The organism is Candidatus Eisenbacteria bacterium, from assembly GCA_005893305.1.
Lineage (GTDB): Bacteria > Eisenbacteria > RBG-16-71-46 > SZUA-252 > SZUA-252 > WS-9.
In genome coordinates this window covers 200,766-217,258 of sequence record VBOZ01000017.1, presented here as the reverse complement: position 1 = coordinate 217,258, position 16,493 = coordinate 200,766, and the positions used below count along the sequence as shown (strand labels likewise).

The following is a 16,493-nucleotide window of genomic DNA, read 5'->3' as shown; positions in this document are numbered from 1 at the left end:
GTTCGCATTGGTATCCAGGTACATGTACTGCGCACTGGCTACTTGAGCCAGGCCAGCGACCGCCATCACCGTCAGCAGTGCTACCACTACCCGCTTCAGCATGATGTCAAACCCCCGATGAGAAAAAAGGAACCGATCGATCCGAGAAGCCGGCCCCCGGAGCGGGACCGATTCTTCATCGCCGCGCCCGGTCCATCCGGGTCACGGTCGCCGCGGACACTCAACCCTCACTGGGCACCGCGGCGATTGTTGTGCACACATCGTTTCTTGACTGGTCGGAATTATTGGTCGAGAGACCCCTCCCGCTCGGTTGGAAACGAAACGAGGCAAGAACTCGGCGGCCAACTCGGCCGACGAACTCCTGCCTCGAACAGAGACCACAAAATACGGCAGTACGCGAAACGGGGAGATTTCGCCATCGCCTCTTCAGTCTAAACCGCTCTGTGGGGGGCCGAAGCCCCTGCGCCTCTGTGGCAATTCCCGCTTCGCCTTTGCTAATTGCGAAGTGAGATGATTATAGCACTTCCGGTTGCGGGGGTCAAGAGTCATCGAGCGCATCGGCTAAGTGTCTATTCGATCGGCCCTTGAAATCGTGCAATCCACGCTGCCCCAACTGGCTGACGGTTTTTGCAATGCCAGCCCCGACTGTCCCGCGAGGCGGGATCCATACGCGGACCCCGGGCGGAAATCCCCTGAAAATACGGAGGCGGGGGACCGCAAGGCCCCCCGCCCCTGACGCTACTTCTGCGTATTCTTGAAGAGAAGCTCGACTTCTACTTCAGCAGCGTCGCCTTGAACGATGCCGACTCCACCGCACCGCCCACCACTTGGCTCGTCTTCACGAAGTAGATGCCCGACGGTACGTGACGGTTCTGGTCGCTCATCCCGTTCCAGCGAACCTCGTGCGTCCCCGCCACCGTCTCCTCACCGCTCTTCAACGTCCGAACCAGCCGACCGTCTACCCCGTAGATCCGCATCGTCACCGGCCCGTCGTTCTTCACCGTGTAGGAAATCGACGTCTCAGGATTGAACGGATTCGGGTTCGCCATCGCCAGGATCGGCGTGGTGCGGTGCTTCACCAGAATCGTCACCGCGCGCTCCGCGTGCAGCGGAACCGTACCGCCCGACTCCTGGAACGTTCCGGTCACCACGATCGTCGCCACGCTGTTGTTCGGAATGTTGTTGAACAGGTTCGAGAGGCACTTGTTCGTGAACCGGACGTCGATATCCGTCACGCCGTCCGCGTCCATGTCGCCGTACACGAAGAACCGCGTGTCCGCCGCGCACTCGGTCACGAAGCCGGCAGGGCCCGTGTGCGAGATCCGAATCGACGCCGGATTGAGATCCGTATACGGAAGCAGGACCTCCTCGATGCCGAGCTTCGTGCTGCGAGCACCGGTCTTCCTCACGTCGATCGTCGAGCTGAAGTTCTCGAGAAGGAGCTGCGCGCCGATCTCGGTCTGGATCGTGACCGCGGCGAAATCATCATCGCAGAGCTGCGGCGAGCCGTCGTCACAGACCCGAAGGCCGGCGACGAAGCTCCCCGGGGCCAGGTACGTATGCACCGGGTTCGGATCGTTCGACGTCGCGCCGTCACCGAAATCCCAGGCATAGGTCAGATTCTGGCCCGCGTCCGGATCGGATGTGCCGGTGCTGTGGAACTGGAGCGGCCGGTTGGTCGCACCGAAATAGGTCCCGCCCGCGTTCGCCGTCGGCGGGTGGTTCGTCACCGTCACCGCGATGTGGACGATCTCGGAATCGCTGAGACGGCCGTCCGAAACGGTGAAGGTCGTCGTGTAGTTACCGGCCTCGGCCGAAGTCGGCGACCACGAGAACTCGCCCGTACCCGAATTGAACGTGGCGCTGGGCGGCAGCCCCGTGCCCATCGAGAAGCTAAGGACGTCGTCCACGGTGTCGTCCGCGTCCGAGCCGGTCACCGTGAAGGCAAGGGTCGTGAACGCCGTCACCGTCTTGTCGCCGATCGGATTGAGCGTCGGAGCCGAGTTTCCCTGGCCCGCCAGGTTCACGGTCTGGGTCCCGTTCGACGCATCGCTCATGATCGTCAGCGTCCCGGGATGCGAATTGCCGTCGACCGGGCTGAAGCTGACCGACACATTCACGCTCGACCCGTTCGCAACGGTCGTGACGCTCGGGGAGGTATACGCCCCGTCGCTGTACGCCATGCTGGAAATGTGGAGCGTCGCATCGCCGGTGTTCGCGATGTTGAGCGTCAGCGATCCGGTCGATCCGTTGTTGACGACCCCGTAGTCGAGCGAGGCCGGCGAAACCATGATGACCGGGCCGCTCACGGCAGTCGCCTGCGAGGCCGCGTTCGAAGCGAGCATCTCCGTCAGGTCTTGGCCCTGCCCGGCGGCCGCGGCAATCCCGGGCGCCAAGGCAAAGACCAGAAGCCCTAGGAGTGCGACTCTGACAACAGCTCGGTTACTCATCGGGTGTCCTCCTTAAGTTGCGGAACTGGAAGTACCGAAACACACAGGTTGCGAACCGAGTTTGGAAACCTCAATACCGAGAAGCGATCCGATCTGGTTCGAGCCTTAGCCGAATACCACGCGACGACCGGCTGCTCACCTCCTCTCGCTCTCGTTCCTTCGAATTGGATTTCATTTCACAAGATGGCCAGAGTCTGTCGTTTGAATTCATTTTCCGGATCTAACCTCGAGCGACTCGCGCATCCTCGCCGCGCGCGCCGAGCCGGGATTCCGCTCGATCGCGATCGCTACGAGCCGGGTCGCCTCCGCGATATTCCCGTCCTCTTGGGCCAGGACCGCCAAATTCAGAAGCGGGTCGACGAATTCGGGCCGACCTTCGCCGGCGGCGCGGAACTCCGCGCGGGCCCCCGCCCGGTCGCCCTGGGCGAGAAGGGCAACGCCGAGGTCGTTCCGGATTTCGGCATAATGCGGGTTCTGCGTCAGCGCCGCGCGAAGCTCGCGTTCCGCCGACGCAATCCCCGCCGATCCGAATTCCGTTGCGTGCGAGAGGTAGAGGCGGGCCAACTCGTGGCGCGTGACCGGATCGCTGCCGTTCAAGGCGATGGCCCGCCGATAGCCGGATTCCGCTTCCCGAAGCGCCGCGCTCCCGCGTCCCGCGCGAGCCGAAGACTCGGCGGCCTTGCCGCGGCCGGCCGCGTACAGCTCCTCCCATGGAGCGAGACGGGTGGCCACGGCGAATCGCGCCGTCGCCTCATCGAGCCTCCCCACGGCGGTCGCCTTCACGGCATCCTGCGCGGTCGTGGCCGCCATGGCGCTCAGCCCGCTCACGGCGATTCCCAGGACCGCGACCAGTACGCCCGCGGCTCCGGCCCACCGCACTCGGCGGGATGGAACATCCTTGGACCCAGGCGCAACCGCGACCAGGAGGCCAAGGTTCGCGAAGAGCAGCGTGCCATGGGGAACCAGGGAGACATTGTCCTCGAGAGCGGCGTGGACGAGAAGCGCGGCGACGGACGCGAGCAGCCCGGCCGCAAGCAGCCGGGAGTCGGGCGTGCCCTCGCGAAACGCCGCGAGACCCGCCGCGGCGCAGAGCGCCACGAACGTCAGGAACGCGGCGAGACCCAGAACACCGCGCTCCGCGAGCGTCTCGAGGTAGTAGTTGTGCGCTTGATCCGCGGTGCGGCCGCCCACGGCTTCGAGGCGCTTCAACGGGTCGCTCTTCGACCGATCGTAACCCTCACGAAACGCACCGATTCCCCATCCGAGAACGGGCCGCGCCGCGAACGCGGCCACCGAGCCCGACCAGACGGCGCGCCGCATCGCGCCACTCCCCTCCCGCTCCGGATCGATCGGAAGATTCCAGGCAGGCGCGGCGGACGGCTTGGGCGTGATGCGCGAAAGGATCGACGGGAGAAGGAGGATCGCAGGCGCCAAAAGCGCGACCAGCGCGGCGCCGATCCAGACCGGCCGCGGCATGAGCTCGGGCCATCGGGTGAGCAGCGCCGCGAGCGAGAGCAGCCCCACGGCGAATCCGATCCACGCGCCGCGCGAATAGGTCGCGACAAGGCAGAGCGTGAACGCGAACACGGCGAGAAGAAGCCCGAGGCGGAGCAAGCGATCCTGAATTGAGAAGGAGAGCGCGAGAGCGAGAGGGATCAGCGCGATCAGGTAACCGCCGAGACGATTCGGCTGCCCGAACGGGCCGAGAGCGCGTCCGGGATAGGAATTCCCGGCCGGCACCAGATCGGGACGGAAGTGCTGGGCGATACCCACGGCGGCCACGGGTACGGCCGCAAGCACCTCGAGCAGCGCGACGCCGCGGAAAAATTTCTTTCCGCGCAGCACGATAGCCGCGGTGAGGAAGAGCCCTGCGATGGCGAGTAAGTTGAGCATAGCTTCGAGACTCTTGCCCCGATTGATCGAGACCGCCGCCGAGAGGCCGGATGTTGCGACGATCAGGATGCACCCCATCGTTGCACTCGCTGCCCAACGGCTGCGCGCGAGCGCGCCCCTCATCTCATTCAGCGACACGACCCCGAATGCCGTCAGCCCAATCGCTCGGAACGCGAATTGCGCCCACGGTGCTTCGGCGCCGATCACCCACGGTGTGAAACTTAATGCCACGATGAGGGTACATGAAGCCAATAGGGATGAGGCTCTGCCGCCGACACGTGCCTGAAACTCCCGGCCGGAAGCCGCCATCATCTCTCCATTTCGGAGAATCCCTATCCTAAGTGCCCTCTGAGCGCGGATTTACCGCACAAACGAGTATAGCAGCCCCCCTGCCCAGAGTCAACTAAAAAAGCTTTACACACGTGCGGTCGCTATCTGCCCGCTTTTCACTGTCGCCTCTTTTTTCGCACGACCTCCCCATCGGCGCCCCCCTCGAGATGGATCAATTCCGGCGTAAGGTGCTGTTTAAAAACAAAATAAGTGCCAAGAACGAGAGGAGGGACGAGCTGCGTCACGTGATAGAGGATCGCGAAGGCGAGGGCCTCGGGGCCGCCAACGCCAAATATGGAGAGTCCCATGACACAGGCGCCCTCCATGACGCCGATGAAACCGGGTGACGACGGCAGGGAAATGCCGAGGCAGACGACAAAAGTCAGCAGGAAGATCGCTCCCACGGGGACACGGAGCCCGAGACTCAGCCCAACTAAAAGGAAGACACTCGCGCTGACTACCCAGGCGACGATCGACCATGCGCTGGCCTTCGCCATCAGCTTGGGGCTCCCGAAGACCTGAAGCCCGGCGCCGAACGCCGGTATTCCCTTCGAGATGAACCCCCCCAGGCGTTTCGGCAGCAGCGCGATCAAACGGCCCTCGCTCCAGCCCGCGTGGCCCCGGGTCGCATGGAGCCCCCAAAGGGCAGCCGCGATTGCACCCCCGATTCCGATCGTCGCGTAGCCGCTCCACCGGAACCAGTCGGGGATGGGAGCAATCAAGAGCGACAGCGCCCAAAAAATACCCAGCATGGCCATGTCGAGGATTCGTTCCACTGCAAGCGACCCAAGGACGGTCGCTGTCGGGATCTTCTCCGTGCGGGCGAGCACGTACGCGCGAACCAGCTCCCCGAGACGCGCCGGGAGGGTGTTGATAGCCAGGAACCCGACCATCGTCGCGCTGAAGAGCCGGGCCATCGAGGGCTGGACCCGGGGCGCCAGAATCTCACGCCACCTGAGGGCCCTCAGGTAATAGCCGACGAACGTGACGAGGGTGCCCGCCACCACCCAGCCCATGTTCGCGCGGCTGAGCGCGCGCATGGCCGCGGAGATGTCGATCGACCGGGCGAGCAGGACGATCGCAAGGGCGCTCAGGACAATCCCCAGCGCCAGCAGGATGAGCCGGGAGCGGCTCATCGACCAGGACGTGGCGCTCGCGCGAGATAGAGAGCGGCGAGGAGGGGAAACCAGATCTCATGGGGCCCGACGAACGAGTAGCCCTTGCCGCCGCCGAGCAGGGGCCGTTCGAGGATGTTCTTCTCGGGGCGGTAGTGGCGGATCTGATCGAAGTTCGCGGCCACGAAGCGCGAGGCCTCGTGTCCCAGATTCCGCACCGTGGAGAGAGCCTTCAGGAATACCTCGGGCAGGATGACCGCGCTCCCGAAGTTGAGCACGACGCCGCCCTCGAGGTCGCGGATCGCCGCCGTGAAGATTCGAAAATCGCGGTGCGTCGCGAGCCCGGTGGCCGCGCCGTCGAAGGAAGGGTGCTGGTGGAGCGTGTCGGTGCCGATCGCCACGTGGACCGTGAGCGGAACTCCCATCGAGGCCGCCCGCGCCAGCACGCTGACCGACGCGTTCGGGGCGTCGGCTTCGACCAGGAACTCGCCGAGCGCTTCGCCCATGCCCAGCCCACGCTTCGCGCCCTCGTTGACCGCCTGATTCATGAGCGCCGGCGTCTCCTCGACGAGGCCGAACTGCCCGGTCCCCAGCGTCTCCTCGACCGGCTCCGAAGTCTGCCCGAAGAGGGCGATCTCGAAATCGTGGATGGCCGCGGCGCCGTTCATCGCGATCGCCGTGAACGCCTCCGCGTCCAGGAGCGAGAGGAGGGGCCGCTGCACCCCCGTCTTGATGACATGGCCCCCCAGCATCGCGATCGCGGGGCGTCCGTCCGCGCGGGCAACGACCCAGGCCTGGAGCAATTCGCGAAGCGAGGCCCCGGCGAGGAGGTCGGGGAGGAATTGCTCGAACGTTCCGATGGGAGCGGAAGGATCGGGGGCCGACGCGAACTGCTCGATTCGGACCTTGTTCGGACGCTTCCCGATGGAGATCGTCTTGACCGCCCGGAGGTCGATCTCGGGGTGGCGGCTCACCGCGGAGCGCTCACTGCTTGCGCTGAAACGAGAGGCGCATGTCGGTCAAGCTGATCGAGATCGAGCCGACCGGAACCTTGCTCTTCACCATCACCGGGATCCGGCGCGCGTCGTCCGAGAGCCAAACGAGAATGCTGCCCTTGGATTTGAATACGCCCTCCGATTTGAGGATCGGCTCCACGACGACGCAGTCGAACGTTCCCGCCGGCACCTGGACGCGCTCCCGCTTGTGGACCTTGACCTCCATGTCATAGCTCTTCTTGTTGTCGTGCGTCGGGAGCAGGATCGTCCCCCCGGTCGGCAGGGGCTGGGTGCGCACATAATAGAACGCGGAGAGCACGTCGTGCACGCGCGCTGGCACGTCGATCGTGGCTCCGTCGTCGTACGCCGCCTTGTGCGTTTCCTGGTCGAAGCGGACGTCGACATCCTTCTTATAGGAGCCCTCGCGCAGGTGTTTCACGAACCGGCGCGTGTAGAGCGACTCGGCGTCGATGTAGCTCTCGGCCCTGTCGCGAACCTTGTAGAACTTCGAGACGAATGAGTTCGACTCGGACTTTGTGACGATTCTGTAGACGCGCCGACCGTCGAGGCGCTGGATGTTCTGCACCTGCATGAGCGAGCCTCCGCCGTTCAGCCCGTTCCAGTCGATCGAGAACTGAAAATACTCCCCGATCTTCCACGGCACCGGTGCCAGTCCCGGGTCGACGTCCGCCCCGGCCGCAAGGCTATCGCCCCCCGCCAACCCGGCATTGGCCCCGGGGATCGCTTCCGGTTTGGCCGCCCCGAGCGAGTCGGCGACCGAATCCGGCGGGGAAGCCGAGTTCTCCTGCCCCGCCGCAAGCGTGCCGAGGGACGCTATAAGGAATAGAAGCGCCGTGAAAAGGCCGCCCCGGCCGCGGTCAGCCACGGGGCCTCGCCTGGCTCGCCATGGCCACCCCGAGCAGGCCCTGTCCCACGCGCTCCAGCCCGCCTCGGAACGAGCGAAGCGGGTGCGAATGGCCGATCGCGGCGGCCGCGAGCCCGGGAAAGAGCTGGTCCGGTCCATAGAGGCCGAGCCGTGAAATCAGAAAGCTCGACGCGCCGGCCCGCGCGGCCGATCCCCCGGTCGTGTGCCCGACGTCCGCGCCGAAACCCAAGCGATAGCCGGCGCTCCTGGCCGCGTCGGTCACGCGCTCATTGGCCAGCCCCCAGGGATACGAGACGCAGTCCACCGGCTGGCTGGAGAGGTTTCGGAGGGTCTCCCTGGAGCGCGCGAGCTCTTCCTCGAGCGCGGCATCCGGGAGCGCGGTCATGTTGACGTGCGTCATACCGTGCGAGCCGATCGTGACACCTTCCCCCGCCAGCCGGCGTACCTCGTCGGGGGTCAGATGACGCTCGCGCGGCGAGACCCAAGGATGGTCCCAATCGTTTCGCTTCCCCAGCATCCCTGCCAATACGAACACGGTCCAGGGGATCCCCAGTTCCCGCAGAAGCGGCCTCAAATGCGTAAGTTGGCTCGCATAGCCATCATCCGCGGTGAGCGCGATCGAGCCCGGCGGGGCGCCGGCGGGAGCCGAGTCGTCCAATCCGACGAAGCGGTGCCCGCGATCCAAGAGCGCGCGGAGCACGCGGCGGAGCGCCGGGATCGACACACCCATCGGCGCCGCGGTGAATCGGGCCGGCGTCTGGTGGAGGACGATCACCGTCCATGCGAGCGGAGCTTCCCTCATCGCCCGGTGTGGCCGAAGCCTCCCTCGCCGCGCGCGGTTTCCGTCAGAGCGGAGGTCGTCTCGAGCGTTGCCCGCGCGACCGGGGCGAAAACGAGCTGAGCGATCCGGTCGCCCCGCCGCACGACGTAGGGGCGCGTGCCGAAATTGACGAGGAGCACCTGGACCTCCCCTCGGTAGTCGGCGTCGATCGTTCCGGGCGCGTTCGGCACCCCGATCGCGTGGCGCGCGGCCAGGCCGCTCCGCGCTCGGATCTGTCCCTCGTAACCCGGCGGAATCTCGAGGCGGATCCCCGTCGGGACGGCGAGAACTTGTCCGGGAGTGATCTCGGCCTCGCCGTCGAGGGCAGCGACCAGGTCCACGCCGGACGCGTGCTCCGACTGGTAGGCCGGCGGCGAGACGGCGTGGGGCTCGAGCAGCACGCGGACCGCGATGGGCGCCGTCACGCGACCGCGCCCGGGATGAGATCCGAAGCCTCGAACACCTTTTCCGTCTTGGAGCCGAGCGCCACGAGGCAGAGCCTGTCGCGCGAGAGGAGCTCCCCCGCCACGCGCCGAACGTCGTCGTCGGTGATCCGATCGACCGAGGCGATCAGCTCATCCACCGGGACGTACCGGCCGGAATAGATCTCGGACCGGGCGAGCCGGGTCATCTGATTCGTCGTGCTCTCGAGGCCGAGCAGCAGGTTCCCCTTGAGCTGCGCCTTGGCCGACGCGAGCTCCGCTTCGGGGATGCGCTCGTCGGCGACGCGCGCGAACTCGTCGAGGGTGAGCTGGATCGCCCGGCGGCCGTGCACCGGCTGGACGCTCATGGATGCGCAGAAGATCCCCGCATCGCTGTAGGAATCGGCGTAGGTATAAACGGAGTAGGCGAGGCCCTCCTGCTCGCGGACCCGCTGGAAGAGCCGCGAGCTCATCCCGCCGCCCAGGATGGTCGAGAGGAGGACCAGCGCGTACCGGTCGGGGTGCTCGTGCGGAAGGCCTGTGGCGCCGACGCAGAGGTAGAGCTGGGACAGATCCTTGACCTGGTGGACGACGCCCCGGCCGTCAGTCGAGGCGGCGGGCGCGGGGATCCGGGAGCCGGCCGGCGCGGCGCCGAACTTCTCCGCGACCACCGCGACGACCTGATCCCAGGCGAAGCGTCCGGCCACCGAGATCAGGATGCTGGGCGCGGTATAGCAGCGCGCGTGGTAAGCGGCGATCGCGTCGCGCGTGAATCCCGTGACGGTTTCGACGGTGCCGAGGATCCGATTGCCGAGCGGATGCCCCCGCCAGACCAGCTCAGAGAAGAGGTCGTGAACGCGATCGTCCGGCGTGTCCTCGTAGTTGTGAATCTCCTCGGCGATGACGTTCTTCTCCCGCTCGATCTCGACGGGATCGAGGCGGGGCCCCAGCGCGAGGTCGGCCAGGACGTCCACGGCCAAGTCCAGGTCCTCTTCCAAGACCCTGGCGTTCAAGCAGGTCACCTCGCGCCCGGTGAAAGCGTCGAGATGCCCGCCGACCGACTCGATCGCGAGCGCGATCTGGAGGGCGTCGCGATGCCGGGTACCCTTGAAGACCACGTGCTCGAGGAAGTGGGTCATCCCCGCCTCCCGCGCCGATTCGTGACGGGACCCGACACGGACCCAGGCGCCGACCGCGACGGAGCGGACGGAGTCCATGCGCTCGCCGAGGATGACGACCCCCGACGGCAGCACGGCGCGCGAAAAGCGGCTCTCTTCGGTCATGGCCGCCGCACGGGCGAGGCGCACGGGCGAGGACCCCGTGGCGCCGCCCGAAACGCCAACGGAGGCCGAAGCCTCCGTTGGGCGGTTCTCGATTCGGTCTGACACACCGTTATCGGCGCGACGGCTCCGGCCGGCGGCGCGCGCCGTCCCTGCCCCCGTCCCGACCGCCGCCGCGTCCGCCGCGGGGATCCGAAGCGGCCACGACCGGATCGTTCTCATGTCCCGGCAGCGCCTGCTTTCGGCTCAGCTTGATCTTTCCTTCGCGGTCGATCCCGATCACCTTCACGAGAACCGAATCGCCCTCGTTGATGACGTCCTCGACCCGCTCGACACGCCTGTCCTCGAGCTCGGAGATGTGCACCAGCCCGTCCTTGCCCGGGGAGATCTCGACGAACGCGCCGAACGGCACCACCCGGCGAACGGTGCCCTGGTAGATGCGGCCGATCTCAGGGTCCTCGGTGATCGAGCGGATGATCTCGCGTGCCCGATCTCCGTCCGCGCCGCTGAATGCCGCGATCCGAATCTCTCCCGAATCCTCGATGTCGATCTGCGTGCCGGTCTCGGCGCTGATCTTCTTGATCATCTTGCCGCCCGGTCCGATCACTTCGCGGATCTTGTCGGGGTCGATCATCATGATGTAGATCCGAGGCGCGTACGGCGACAGCTCCGCGCGCGGCTTCGCGATCGCCGTCTCCATGATGTCGAGGAGGTGCATTCGTGCCTTGCGCGCTTTCTCCAGCGCGTCGGCCATCAATTGATAGGAGACGCCCGCGATCTTGATGTCCATCTGGAGCGCCGTCACGCCGGCGCGGGTACCCGCGACCTTGAAGTCCATGTCGCCCAGGTGATCCTCCACTCCCTGGATGTCGGTCAGGATCGCGAACTTGTCGCCCTCCTTGACCAGCCCCATGGCGACGCCGGCGACGTGAGCCTTGATCGGCACGCCGGCATCCATGAGCGCGAGGCTTCCGCCGCAGACGGTCGCCATCGACGAGGATCCGTTCGATTCCAGAATGTCCGAGACGATGCGGATCGTGTATGGGAAGTCGACGTCGGTCGGAATGAGGGGCTCGATCGAACGCTCGGCCAGTGCTCCGTGTCCGATTTCGCGGCGGCCCGGGCCCCGGAAGGGCCGGACTTCCCCGACTGAGTACGGCGGGAAGTTGTAGTGGAGCATGTAGCTCTTCCAGCTCTGCCCCTCCAGCTCCTCGACGCGCTGCTCGTCCACCTTGGTTCCGAGCGTCGCGACCACGAGGGCTTGGGTCTGGCCGCGCGTGAAGAGCGACGAGCCGTGCGTTCTCGGAAGGATGCCGGTCTCGGCGGTCACGTTTCGAATGTCGTCAAAGCCGCGCCCGTCGGGGCGGCGTTGCTCGCTCACGATCAAATGGCGAACCTCGCGCTCCTCGATCTCCCCGATCACCTGCTTCACGGTCTTGGCCGAGCCGGGGTGGGATTCCTCGAAGCGCGTGACGGCTTCCTGGAGCACGGCGTCGAGACCGTCCTGTCGCGCTTTCTTCTCGGCGATCTTGTTCGCGGTCTTGACCTTGTCGCCGAAGGTCGACGTGATCGCCTTCACGAGCGTCTCGTCCCGCTGCGGCAGCGGGAACGCCCGCTTGGGCTTCCCTACGCGCGCCTTCAGCTCGTGCTGCAGCTTGTTGAGCTGCCGGATCGCCTGGTGGGCGAATTCAAACGCCTCCACGATTTTCGATTCCGCGACCTCGCGGGCGCCCGCCTCGACCATGACGATGTTCGTGTCGGTGGCCGCGACCACCAGGTCCAGCGTGGACTCGACGAGCTCCGCGAACGTCGGGTTCAGGACCAGCTTCCCTTCGACCAGGCCCACGCGCACCGCGGAAACCGGCTCGGGGAACGGAATGTCGGAGACCATCAACGCGGCCGAGGCGCCCGTGATTCCGAGAACATCGGAGTCGTTCGCCTGATCCGAGGAGAGGACCGTCGACATGATCTGGATCTCGTTCCTGTAGCCGTCCGGGAAGAGCGGGCGAAGCGGCCGATCGATGAGGCGGCTGCTGAGAATCTCCTTCTCGGTGGGCCGCCCTTCACGCTTGAAGAATCCGCCCGGGATCTTCCCCGCGGCGTAAGTCTTCTCCCGGTATTCGACCGAGAGTGGGAAAAAGTCTTTGTCGATCGGATCCTTGCTGGCGACGGCCGCCGTCAAGATGACCGTCTCGCCATACTGGATCCACGTAGCACCCGAGGCCTGCTTGGCGACCTTTCCTACTTGAATGGAATACGGACGGCCGCCTAGCTCGAGGCTTACGGATTCGGGCATTCTAGTCTCCTTCATTTTGACTCTTGATAGAAAATCATCCGAGACGCGCTCTGGCGAACGCGCTCTGGCGAGCCATGGAGCCAGGCGGGTGCCGCGGGAGTGTCTGGGGGAGGTACTGCTGGTGAGGTCCGCTTGCGCGGTGAGCAGCCTACTTGCGGAGGCCGAGCTCCTTGACCACCATCCGGTAGCGCTCGACTCTCGTCAATTTCAAGTAATCGAGCAGCCTTCTACGTTGACCCACCATCCGGAGCAAGCCGCGACGGCTGTGATGGTCGCGCTTGTGCACTTTGAAGTGCTCCGTCAGGTACTTGATCCTCTCCGTGAGGAGCGCGATCTGAACCTCGGCCGATCCGGAATCGGTATCATGGATCTTGAACTGGCCGATCACTTCGCGCTTCCTCTCAGGCGTCAACGGCACCGGTGCCACCTCCTCGACTTTCCCTCTCAGTGTACGAGCGGGGAATGTAGCATAGGCTTCGCGGGTTTCAAACCCAAACTGCACTAAGCGCGGGACTCTCGACCGGCCGGTTTCGAGGCGGCCCAGAACGCTCGCGCCCGCTGGAGGTCCTTCTCCATCGCCTTGACCAGGTCCGCCGGCGAGCTAAATACTTCATCGGCGCGAAGCTGCGAGATCAGCATTGTTTTCAGATGTCGGCCCCGAAGGCTGCCCGAGAAGTCGAGCAGATGGACCTCCACGCGCGTAGGTCCCGGCCCAAAGGTAGATGCGCTCCCTATGTACGTGATTCCGGGCTGCCTCTCCCCGCCCCCCAAATCGTTGTAAGAAATATAAATGCCCGGGGCAGGCAGGAGCTTCGCCGGGTGTATCTCCAGATTCGCGGTCGGGTATCCCAGCCCGGTGCCCCGGCCGGCGCCTGAGCCGATGCGACCCTCCAAGGCATACGGACGCCCCATGATCTCGGACGCGCTCTCCACGCGGCCCGCGACGACCTCTTGCCTTAGAGCGGTGCTGGAGAGCTTCGCTCCGTCACCCTTCACGAGCGGCACTTCCAGCACCTCGAAGCCGCGCGACCGTCCGAGCGACTCGAGATAGGCGCGGTCTCCCACCCGATCCCGGCCCATCCGGAAATCCGCGCCCAGGACCAGCGCCGCGAGCGGAGCGCCGGGGCCGAGCACGCGATCCAGGAAGCCCTCCGGCGTGAGCGCCTGGATCTCCCGATCGAAGCGCGCGATCTCGACGCGGTCGATCCCCATCTGGTGGAGGAGGTCCGCCCTCTCGTCGGGGGGCGTGATCCACGGGCGCGGCGCCGAGCCTCGGACCACGGTGTCGGGGTGCGGATCGAACGTCGCGACCCACGCCGCCCCGGCCCGACGCCGCGCGGCCTCGACCGTCGCGGCGATGACCGCTTGGTGGCCCCGGTGGAGGCCGTCGAAAACGCCGATCGTGAGCGCGACCGGGCGAACGGGCGTCGTCATGCTCCGACCAGGACCCGCTGGAGCGCGACCGCCGCCCCCGAGACCTGATCCCGCCAGGGACGCGCGAGCGCCAGAACCGACCCCGCCTGGTCCACGAGCGCGAGCGGCCATCCACTCTCCCCGGGCGGCAGCGGCCAGCATCGGTCCGGCTCCTCGACGCGGTCGGCTTCCAGGACCGGCGCTCGACCGTGGCGAAGGCGCGCCGCTTCGTCGTCGCTCAATCGGACGCGCGGCAGAAAGGAGAGGGCCCGGTCGGGCTCGAGCGCCCGCTCCCGATACGCGCCCTCCTCGTGCCCCGAGCTCCGATCGCAGGAGAGGGCAGCGTCCACCTGGAACGGGCCCGACTCGACCCGCCGCAGCGCGGTCAGGTGGGCGCCGCAGCCGAGCGTCTCTCCGAGGTCGTGCGCCAGCGTGCGCACGTAGGTCCCCCGGCTCACGGTGACATCGAGGGTGATCTCGGGGAGGGCGTCCCCGACGAGGCGGAGCTCGTAGACATGGACCGGCCGATCCTCGCGCTCGAGGTCCACTCCGCGCCGCGCGGCCTTGTAGAGACGAGTCCCGCCCACCTTGACGGCGGAGTAGAGCGGCGGTCGCTGCCTGATGGCGCCCCGAAAGCGGGCTAGCGCGGCTTCGACCTCGGGGAGGGAGGGCATCCGGCTCGACGTGGCGGTCACGGTGCCGGTCACGTCCTGCGTGTCGGTCGCGACGCCGAGGCGGGCCGTGGCCAGGTAGCGCTTCGGAAGAAGTCCCAGGCAGCCGAGGAATCCCGTCGCGCGCCCCTCTCCTATAAGTAGGAGGCCGCTCGCGAAGGGATCGAGCGTGCCCGCGTGTCCCATGCGGGATTCACCCAGAAGCGTGCGAAGCCGTGCCACCGCGTCGTGGGAGGTCCAGCCCTCCGGCTTATCCACGAGGTGGAGGAGGTCCGCCATTCACCGCCCGGTCGAGCGCCTCTAGAACGTCGCCGCGCACGCGCGCCAGGTCGCCGCGCACGCGGGCGCCCGCCGCGTTCTTGTGCCCGCCCCCGCCGAAACGGCCCGCGACCTCGTTCACGTCGACGGTGCCGTCGGAGCGGAAGCTCATGCGGACCTCACCCGGGGCCACCTCCTGGATCAGGATCCCGACGCGCGCCCCGTCCAGCGATTTGGCGAATTGGACGATCCCGTCCGCGTCCTCGGGAGTCGCGCCGGCCCGCTGGAACATCTCGTGGCTGATCGTGAGCGCTCCGACCCGTCCGCCGGCCCGCTTCTCGAGGGACGCGAGGGCGAGGCCGAGGATGCGCAGGCTCGCCTCCGATTTCCGTCCGTAGAGCGCGTCCGCGGCGGTGGAGGGCTGGGCGCCGTGCTCCACCAGGCGCGCCGCGAGGCGGAGCGCGCGGGGGGTCGTGTTCTGATAGCGGAAGGCGCCGGTGTCCGACGCGAGCCCGACGTAGAGACACGCGGCCACCTCGGGCTCGAGCGGCGTGCCGTAGGCGTCCAGGATCTCGTAGATGAGCTCGGCCGTCGCGCTCGCTTCGACATTCACGAGGCGCGGCGCGCCGAAGCCGTCATTCGCCGCGTGGTGGTCGACGTTCGCGACGGCCGCCCCGGGGGCCACGAGGCGCGCGGCCTCCCCCGCCCGATCGAGGCTCGAGCAGTCGAGGACGAACACCGCGTCGAACACCCGTCCGATCTCCGCGGGGAGCTTCACCCACTCGGAGCCTGGGAGGAAGCGGAGGCCATCGGGTAGCGGCGATTCGTTCCCGACCACGACCTCTTTCTGAAGACCCTTGAGCGCCCACGCCAGCCCCAGCGAGGACCCGATCGCGTCCCCGTCCGGATCGACGTGCGAGAGGATCAGGAACTCCCGGTGGGAGTCGATGAACTCGCGGAATTCGTCGTGGGCCACCTGGGTCACTCGCTTTCGGGCTCGCGGAGGTCGGGCTTTCGGATTTCCTGGAGCAGCTTCTCGATCCGGGCGCCGGACTCGGTCGAATGGTCCATCGCGAACTGGAGGGTCGGCACGATCCGCAGGCCAAGGCGCGGAGCGAGCAGCGTTCGGAGGTACGGCGTCGCGTGGGCCAGAGCCTTCAGAATCGCCGGCTCCTCGGGAGCGGGAACAGCGCCGCTCACCCAGATTCGGGCCGACGAGAGATCCCGGGACACGCGCGCGCCCGTCACGCTCAGGGTGCGCAGCCGCGGGTCCTCCGCCTTGGTGGCGAGGATCTCCGCCAGCTCGACCGTGATGCGCTCGGCCACGCGTCGGGTGCGGGGGCTTTCGGGTCGGGAGGACATGGGCCTGGGTTGGGGCGTCTCAGTCGACTTGGATCTGGTAGTCCATCACGGCGAGTCGATCCTCGCTTTCGACGCATGCCAGAATGTCGTGCAGGACCCGGTCCAGGACGCCGGATTCGCCGCCCACGATCGCGACGCCCAGGGTCGCCCGCTGCCACAGGTCCTGATGGCCCACCTCGGCGATGGACGCGTTGAACCGGGAGCGGACACGCTCCTTCACGCGGTTGACGACCGACCGCTTCGCTTTCAGGGAATCGGAGGCCGGAAGATGAAGCTCGAGGCGCAAGGTTCCGACCCGCATC

The 16,493-nt window shown here is 66.7% G+C and carries 15 protein-coding genes; all 15 read right to left on the bottom strand.

Features of this window, described 5'->3' with window-relative positions; genetic code table 11:
- Positions 1 to 773: 773 nt before the first annotated feature.
- The 15 genes from E6K79_07310 to E6K79_07240 all read right to left on the bottom strand — a co-directional run bounded on the left by E6K79_07310 (position 774) and on the right by E6K79_07240 (position 16,492).
- Positions 774 to 2,450 carry a PKD domain-containing protein gene (locus E6K79_07310; GenBank protein ID TMQ64838.1) on the bottom strand — a complete coding sequence of 559 codons (1,677 nt, stop codon included), beginning with the start codon at positions 2,448 to 2,450 and terminating at the stop codon, positions 774 to 776.
- A gap of 207 nt (positions 2,451 to 2,657) precedes the next feature.
- On the bottom strand, positions 2,658 to 4,655 hold the full coding sequence (locus E6K79_07305; GenBank protein ID TMQ64837.1) for a hypothetical protein: 1,998 nt from the start codon (positions 4,653 to 4,655) through the stop codon (positions 2,658 to 2,660).
- A 134-nt stretch (positions 4,656 to 4,789) separates the two neighbouring features.
- A complete protein-coding gene (locus E6K79_07300; GenBank protein ID TMQ64836.1) occupies positions 4,790 to 5,809 on the bottom strand; it encodes a flippase-like domain-containing protein in 1,020 nt (339 codons plus the stop codon).
- Entirely contained in the window at positions 5,806 to 6,762 is a 957-nt protein-coding gene (locus E6K79_07295) for a hypothetical protein (GenBank protein TMQ64835.1), read from the bottom strand. Before E6K79_07295 ends, E6K79_07300 begins: the two co-directional genes overlap by 4 nt.
- Before the next feature lie 10 nt (positions 6,763 to 6,772).
- Positions 6,773 to 7,807 carry a DUF3108 domain-containing protein gene (locus E6K79_07290; GenBank protein ID TMQ64834.1) on the bottom strand — a complete coding sequence of 345 codons (1,035 nt, stop codon included), beginning with the start codon at positions 7,805 to 7,807 and terminating at the stop codon, positions 6,773 to 6,775.
- Positions 7,662 to 8,471: a polysaccharide deacetylase family protein gene (locus E6K79_07285; protein ID TMQ64833.1), complete on the bottom strand. Its 810-nt coding sequence runs from the start codon at positions 8,469 to 8,471 to the stop codon at positions 7,662 to 7,664. Before E6K79_07285 ends, E6K79_07290 begins: the two co-directional genes overlap by 146 nt.
- The gene (locus E6K79_07280; GenBank protein TMQ64832.1) at positions 8,468 to 8,914 is read right to left on the bottom strand and encodes a dUTP diphosphatase; all 447 of its coding nucleotides are present in this window, start codon (positions 8,912 to 8,914) and stop codon (positions 8,468 to 8,470) included. Before E6K79_07280 ends, E6K79_07285 begins: the two co-directional genes overlap by 4 nt.
- Entirely contained in the window at positions 8,911 to 10,413 is a 1,503-nt protein-coding gene (locus E6K79_07275; GenBank protein ID TMQ64831.1) for an insulinase family protein, read from the bottom strand. The genes E6K79_07280 and E6K79_07275 overlap by 4 nt, the downstream gene beginning before the upstream one ends.
- On the bottom strand, positions 10,304 to 12,487 hold the full coding sequence (gene pnp, locus E6K79_07270) for a polyribonucleotide nucleotidyltransferase (GenBank protein ID TMQ64830.1): 2,184 nt from the start codon (positions 12,485 to 12,487) through the stop codon (positions 10,304 to 10,306). The genes E6K79_07275 and pnp overlap by 110 nt, the downstream gene beginning before the upstream one ends.
- Positions 12,488 to 12,635: 148 nt before the next feature.
- Entirely contained in the window at positions 12,636 to 12,905 is a 270-nt protein-coding gene (rpsO, locus tag E6K79_07265; protein TMQ64829.1) for a 30S ribosomal protein S15, read from the bottom strand.
- Between the two features lie 83 nt (positions 12,906 to 12,988).
- Entirely contained in the window at positions 12,989 to 14,062 is a 1,074-nt protein-coding gene (gene ribF / locus E6K79_07260; protein TMQ64828.1) for a riboflavin biosynthesis protein RibF, read from the bottom strand.
- Complete coding sequence (gene truB, locus E6K79_07255; protein TMQ64827.1) at positions 13,918 to 14,850, bottom strand: tRNA pseudouridine(55) synthase TruB; 933 nt, start codon at positions 14,848 to 14,850, stop codon at positions 13,918 to 13,920. The genes ribF and truB overlap by 145 nt, the downstream gene beginning before the upstream one ends.
- Entirely contained in the window at positions 14,822 to 15,814 is a 993-nt protein-coding gene (locus tag E6K79_07250) for a bifunctional oligoribonuclease/PAP phosphatase NrnA (GenBank protein TMQ64826.1), read from the bottom strand. Before E6K79_07250 ends, truB begins: the two co-directional genes overlap by 29 nt.
- Complete coding sequence (gene rbfA / locus E6K79_07245) at positions 15,811 to 16,191, bottom strand: 30S ribosome-binding factor RbfA (GenBank protein TMQ64825.1); 381 nt, start codon at positions 16,189 to 16,191, stop codon at positions 15,811 to 15,813. Before rbfA ends, E6K79_07250 begins: the two co-directional genes overlap by 4 nt.
- Before the next feature lie 19 nt (positions 16,192 to 16,210).
- Complete coding sequence (locus E6K79_07240) at positions 16,211 to 16,492, bottom strand: DUF503 domain-containing protein (GenBank protein TMQ64824.1); 282 nt, start codon at positions 16,490 to 16,492, stop codon at positions 16,211 to 16,213.
- Position 16,493 lies beyond the last annotated feature (1 nt).

What these genes read in the sequence shown, in the direction of transcription:
- E6K79_07310 (TMQ64838.1), bottom strand. Translation starts at nt 2,450, where the DNA reads ATGAGTAACCGAGCTGTTGTCAGAGTCGCACTCCTAGGGCTTCTGGTC.
- E6K79_07305 (TMQ64837.1), bottom strand. Translation starts at nt 4,655, where the DNA reads ATGATGGCGGCTTCCGGCCGGGAGTTTCAGGCACGTGTCGGCGGCAGA.
- E6K79_07300 (TMQ64836.1), bottom strand. Translation starts at nt 5,809, where the DNA reads ATGAGCCGCTCCCGGCTCATCCTGCTGGCGCTGGGGATTGTCCTGAGC.
- E6K79_07290 (TMQ64834.1), bottom strand. Translation starts at nt 7,807, where the DNA reads ATGGACCGGACCAGCTCTTTCCCGGGCTCGCGGCCGCCGCGATCGGCC.
- E6K79_07285 (TMQ64833.1), bottom strand. Translation starts at nt 8,471, where the DNA reads ATGAGGGAAGCTCCGCTCGCATGGACGGTGATCGTCCTCCACCAGACG.
- E6K79_07275 (TMQ64831.1), bottom strand. Translation starts at nt 10,413, where the DNA reads ATGAGAACGATCCGGTCGTGGCCGCTTCGGATCCCCGCGGCGGACGCG.
- pnp (TMQ64830.1), bottom strand. Translation starts at nt 12,487, where the DNA reads ATGCCCGAATCCGTAAGCCTCGAGCTAGGCGGCCGTCCGTATTCCATT.
- ribF (TMQ64828.1), bottom strand. Translation starts at nt 14,062, where the DNA reads ATGCTGGCCGCTGCCGCCCGGGGAGAGTGGATGGCCGCTCGCGCTCGT.
- truB (TMQ64827.1), bottom strand. Translation starts at nt 14,850, where the DNA reads ATGGCGGACCTCCTCCACCTCGTGGATAAGCCGGAGGGCTGGACCTCC.
- rbfA (TMQ64825.1), bottom strand. Translation starts at nt 16,191, where the DNA reads ATGTCCTCCCGACCCGAAAGCCCCCGCACCCGACGCGTGGCCGAGCGC.
- E6K79_07240 (TMQ64824.1), bottom strand. Translation starts at nt 16,492, where the DNA reads ATGCGGGTCGGAACCTTGCGCCTCGAGCTTCATCTTCCGGCCTCCGAT.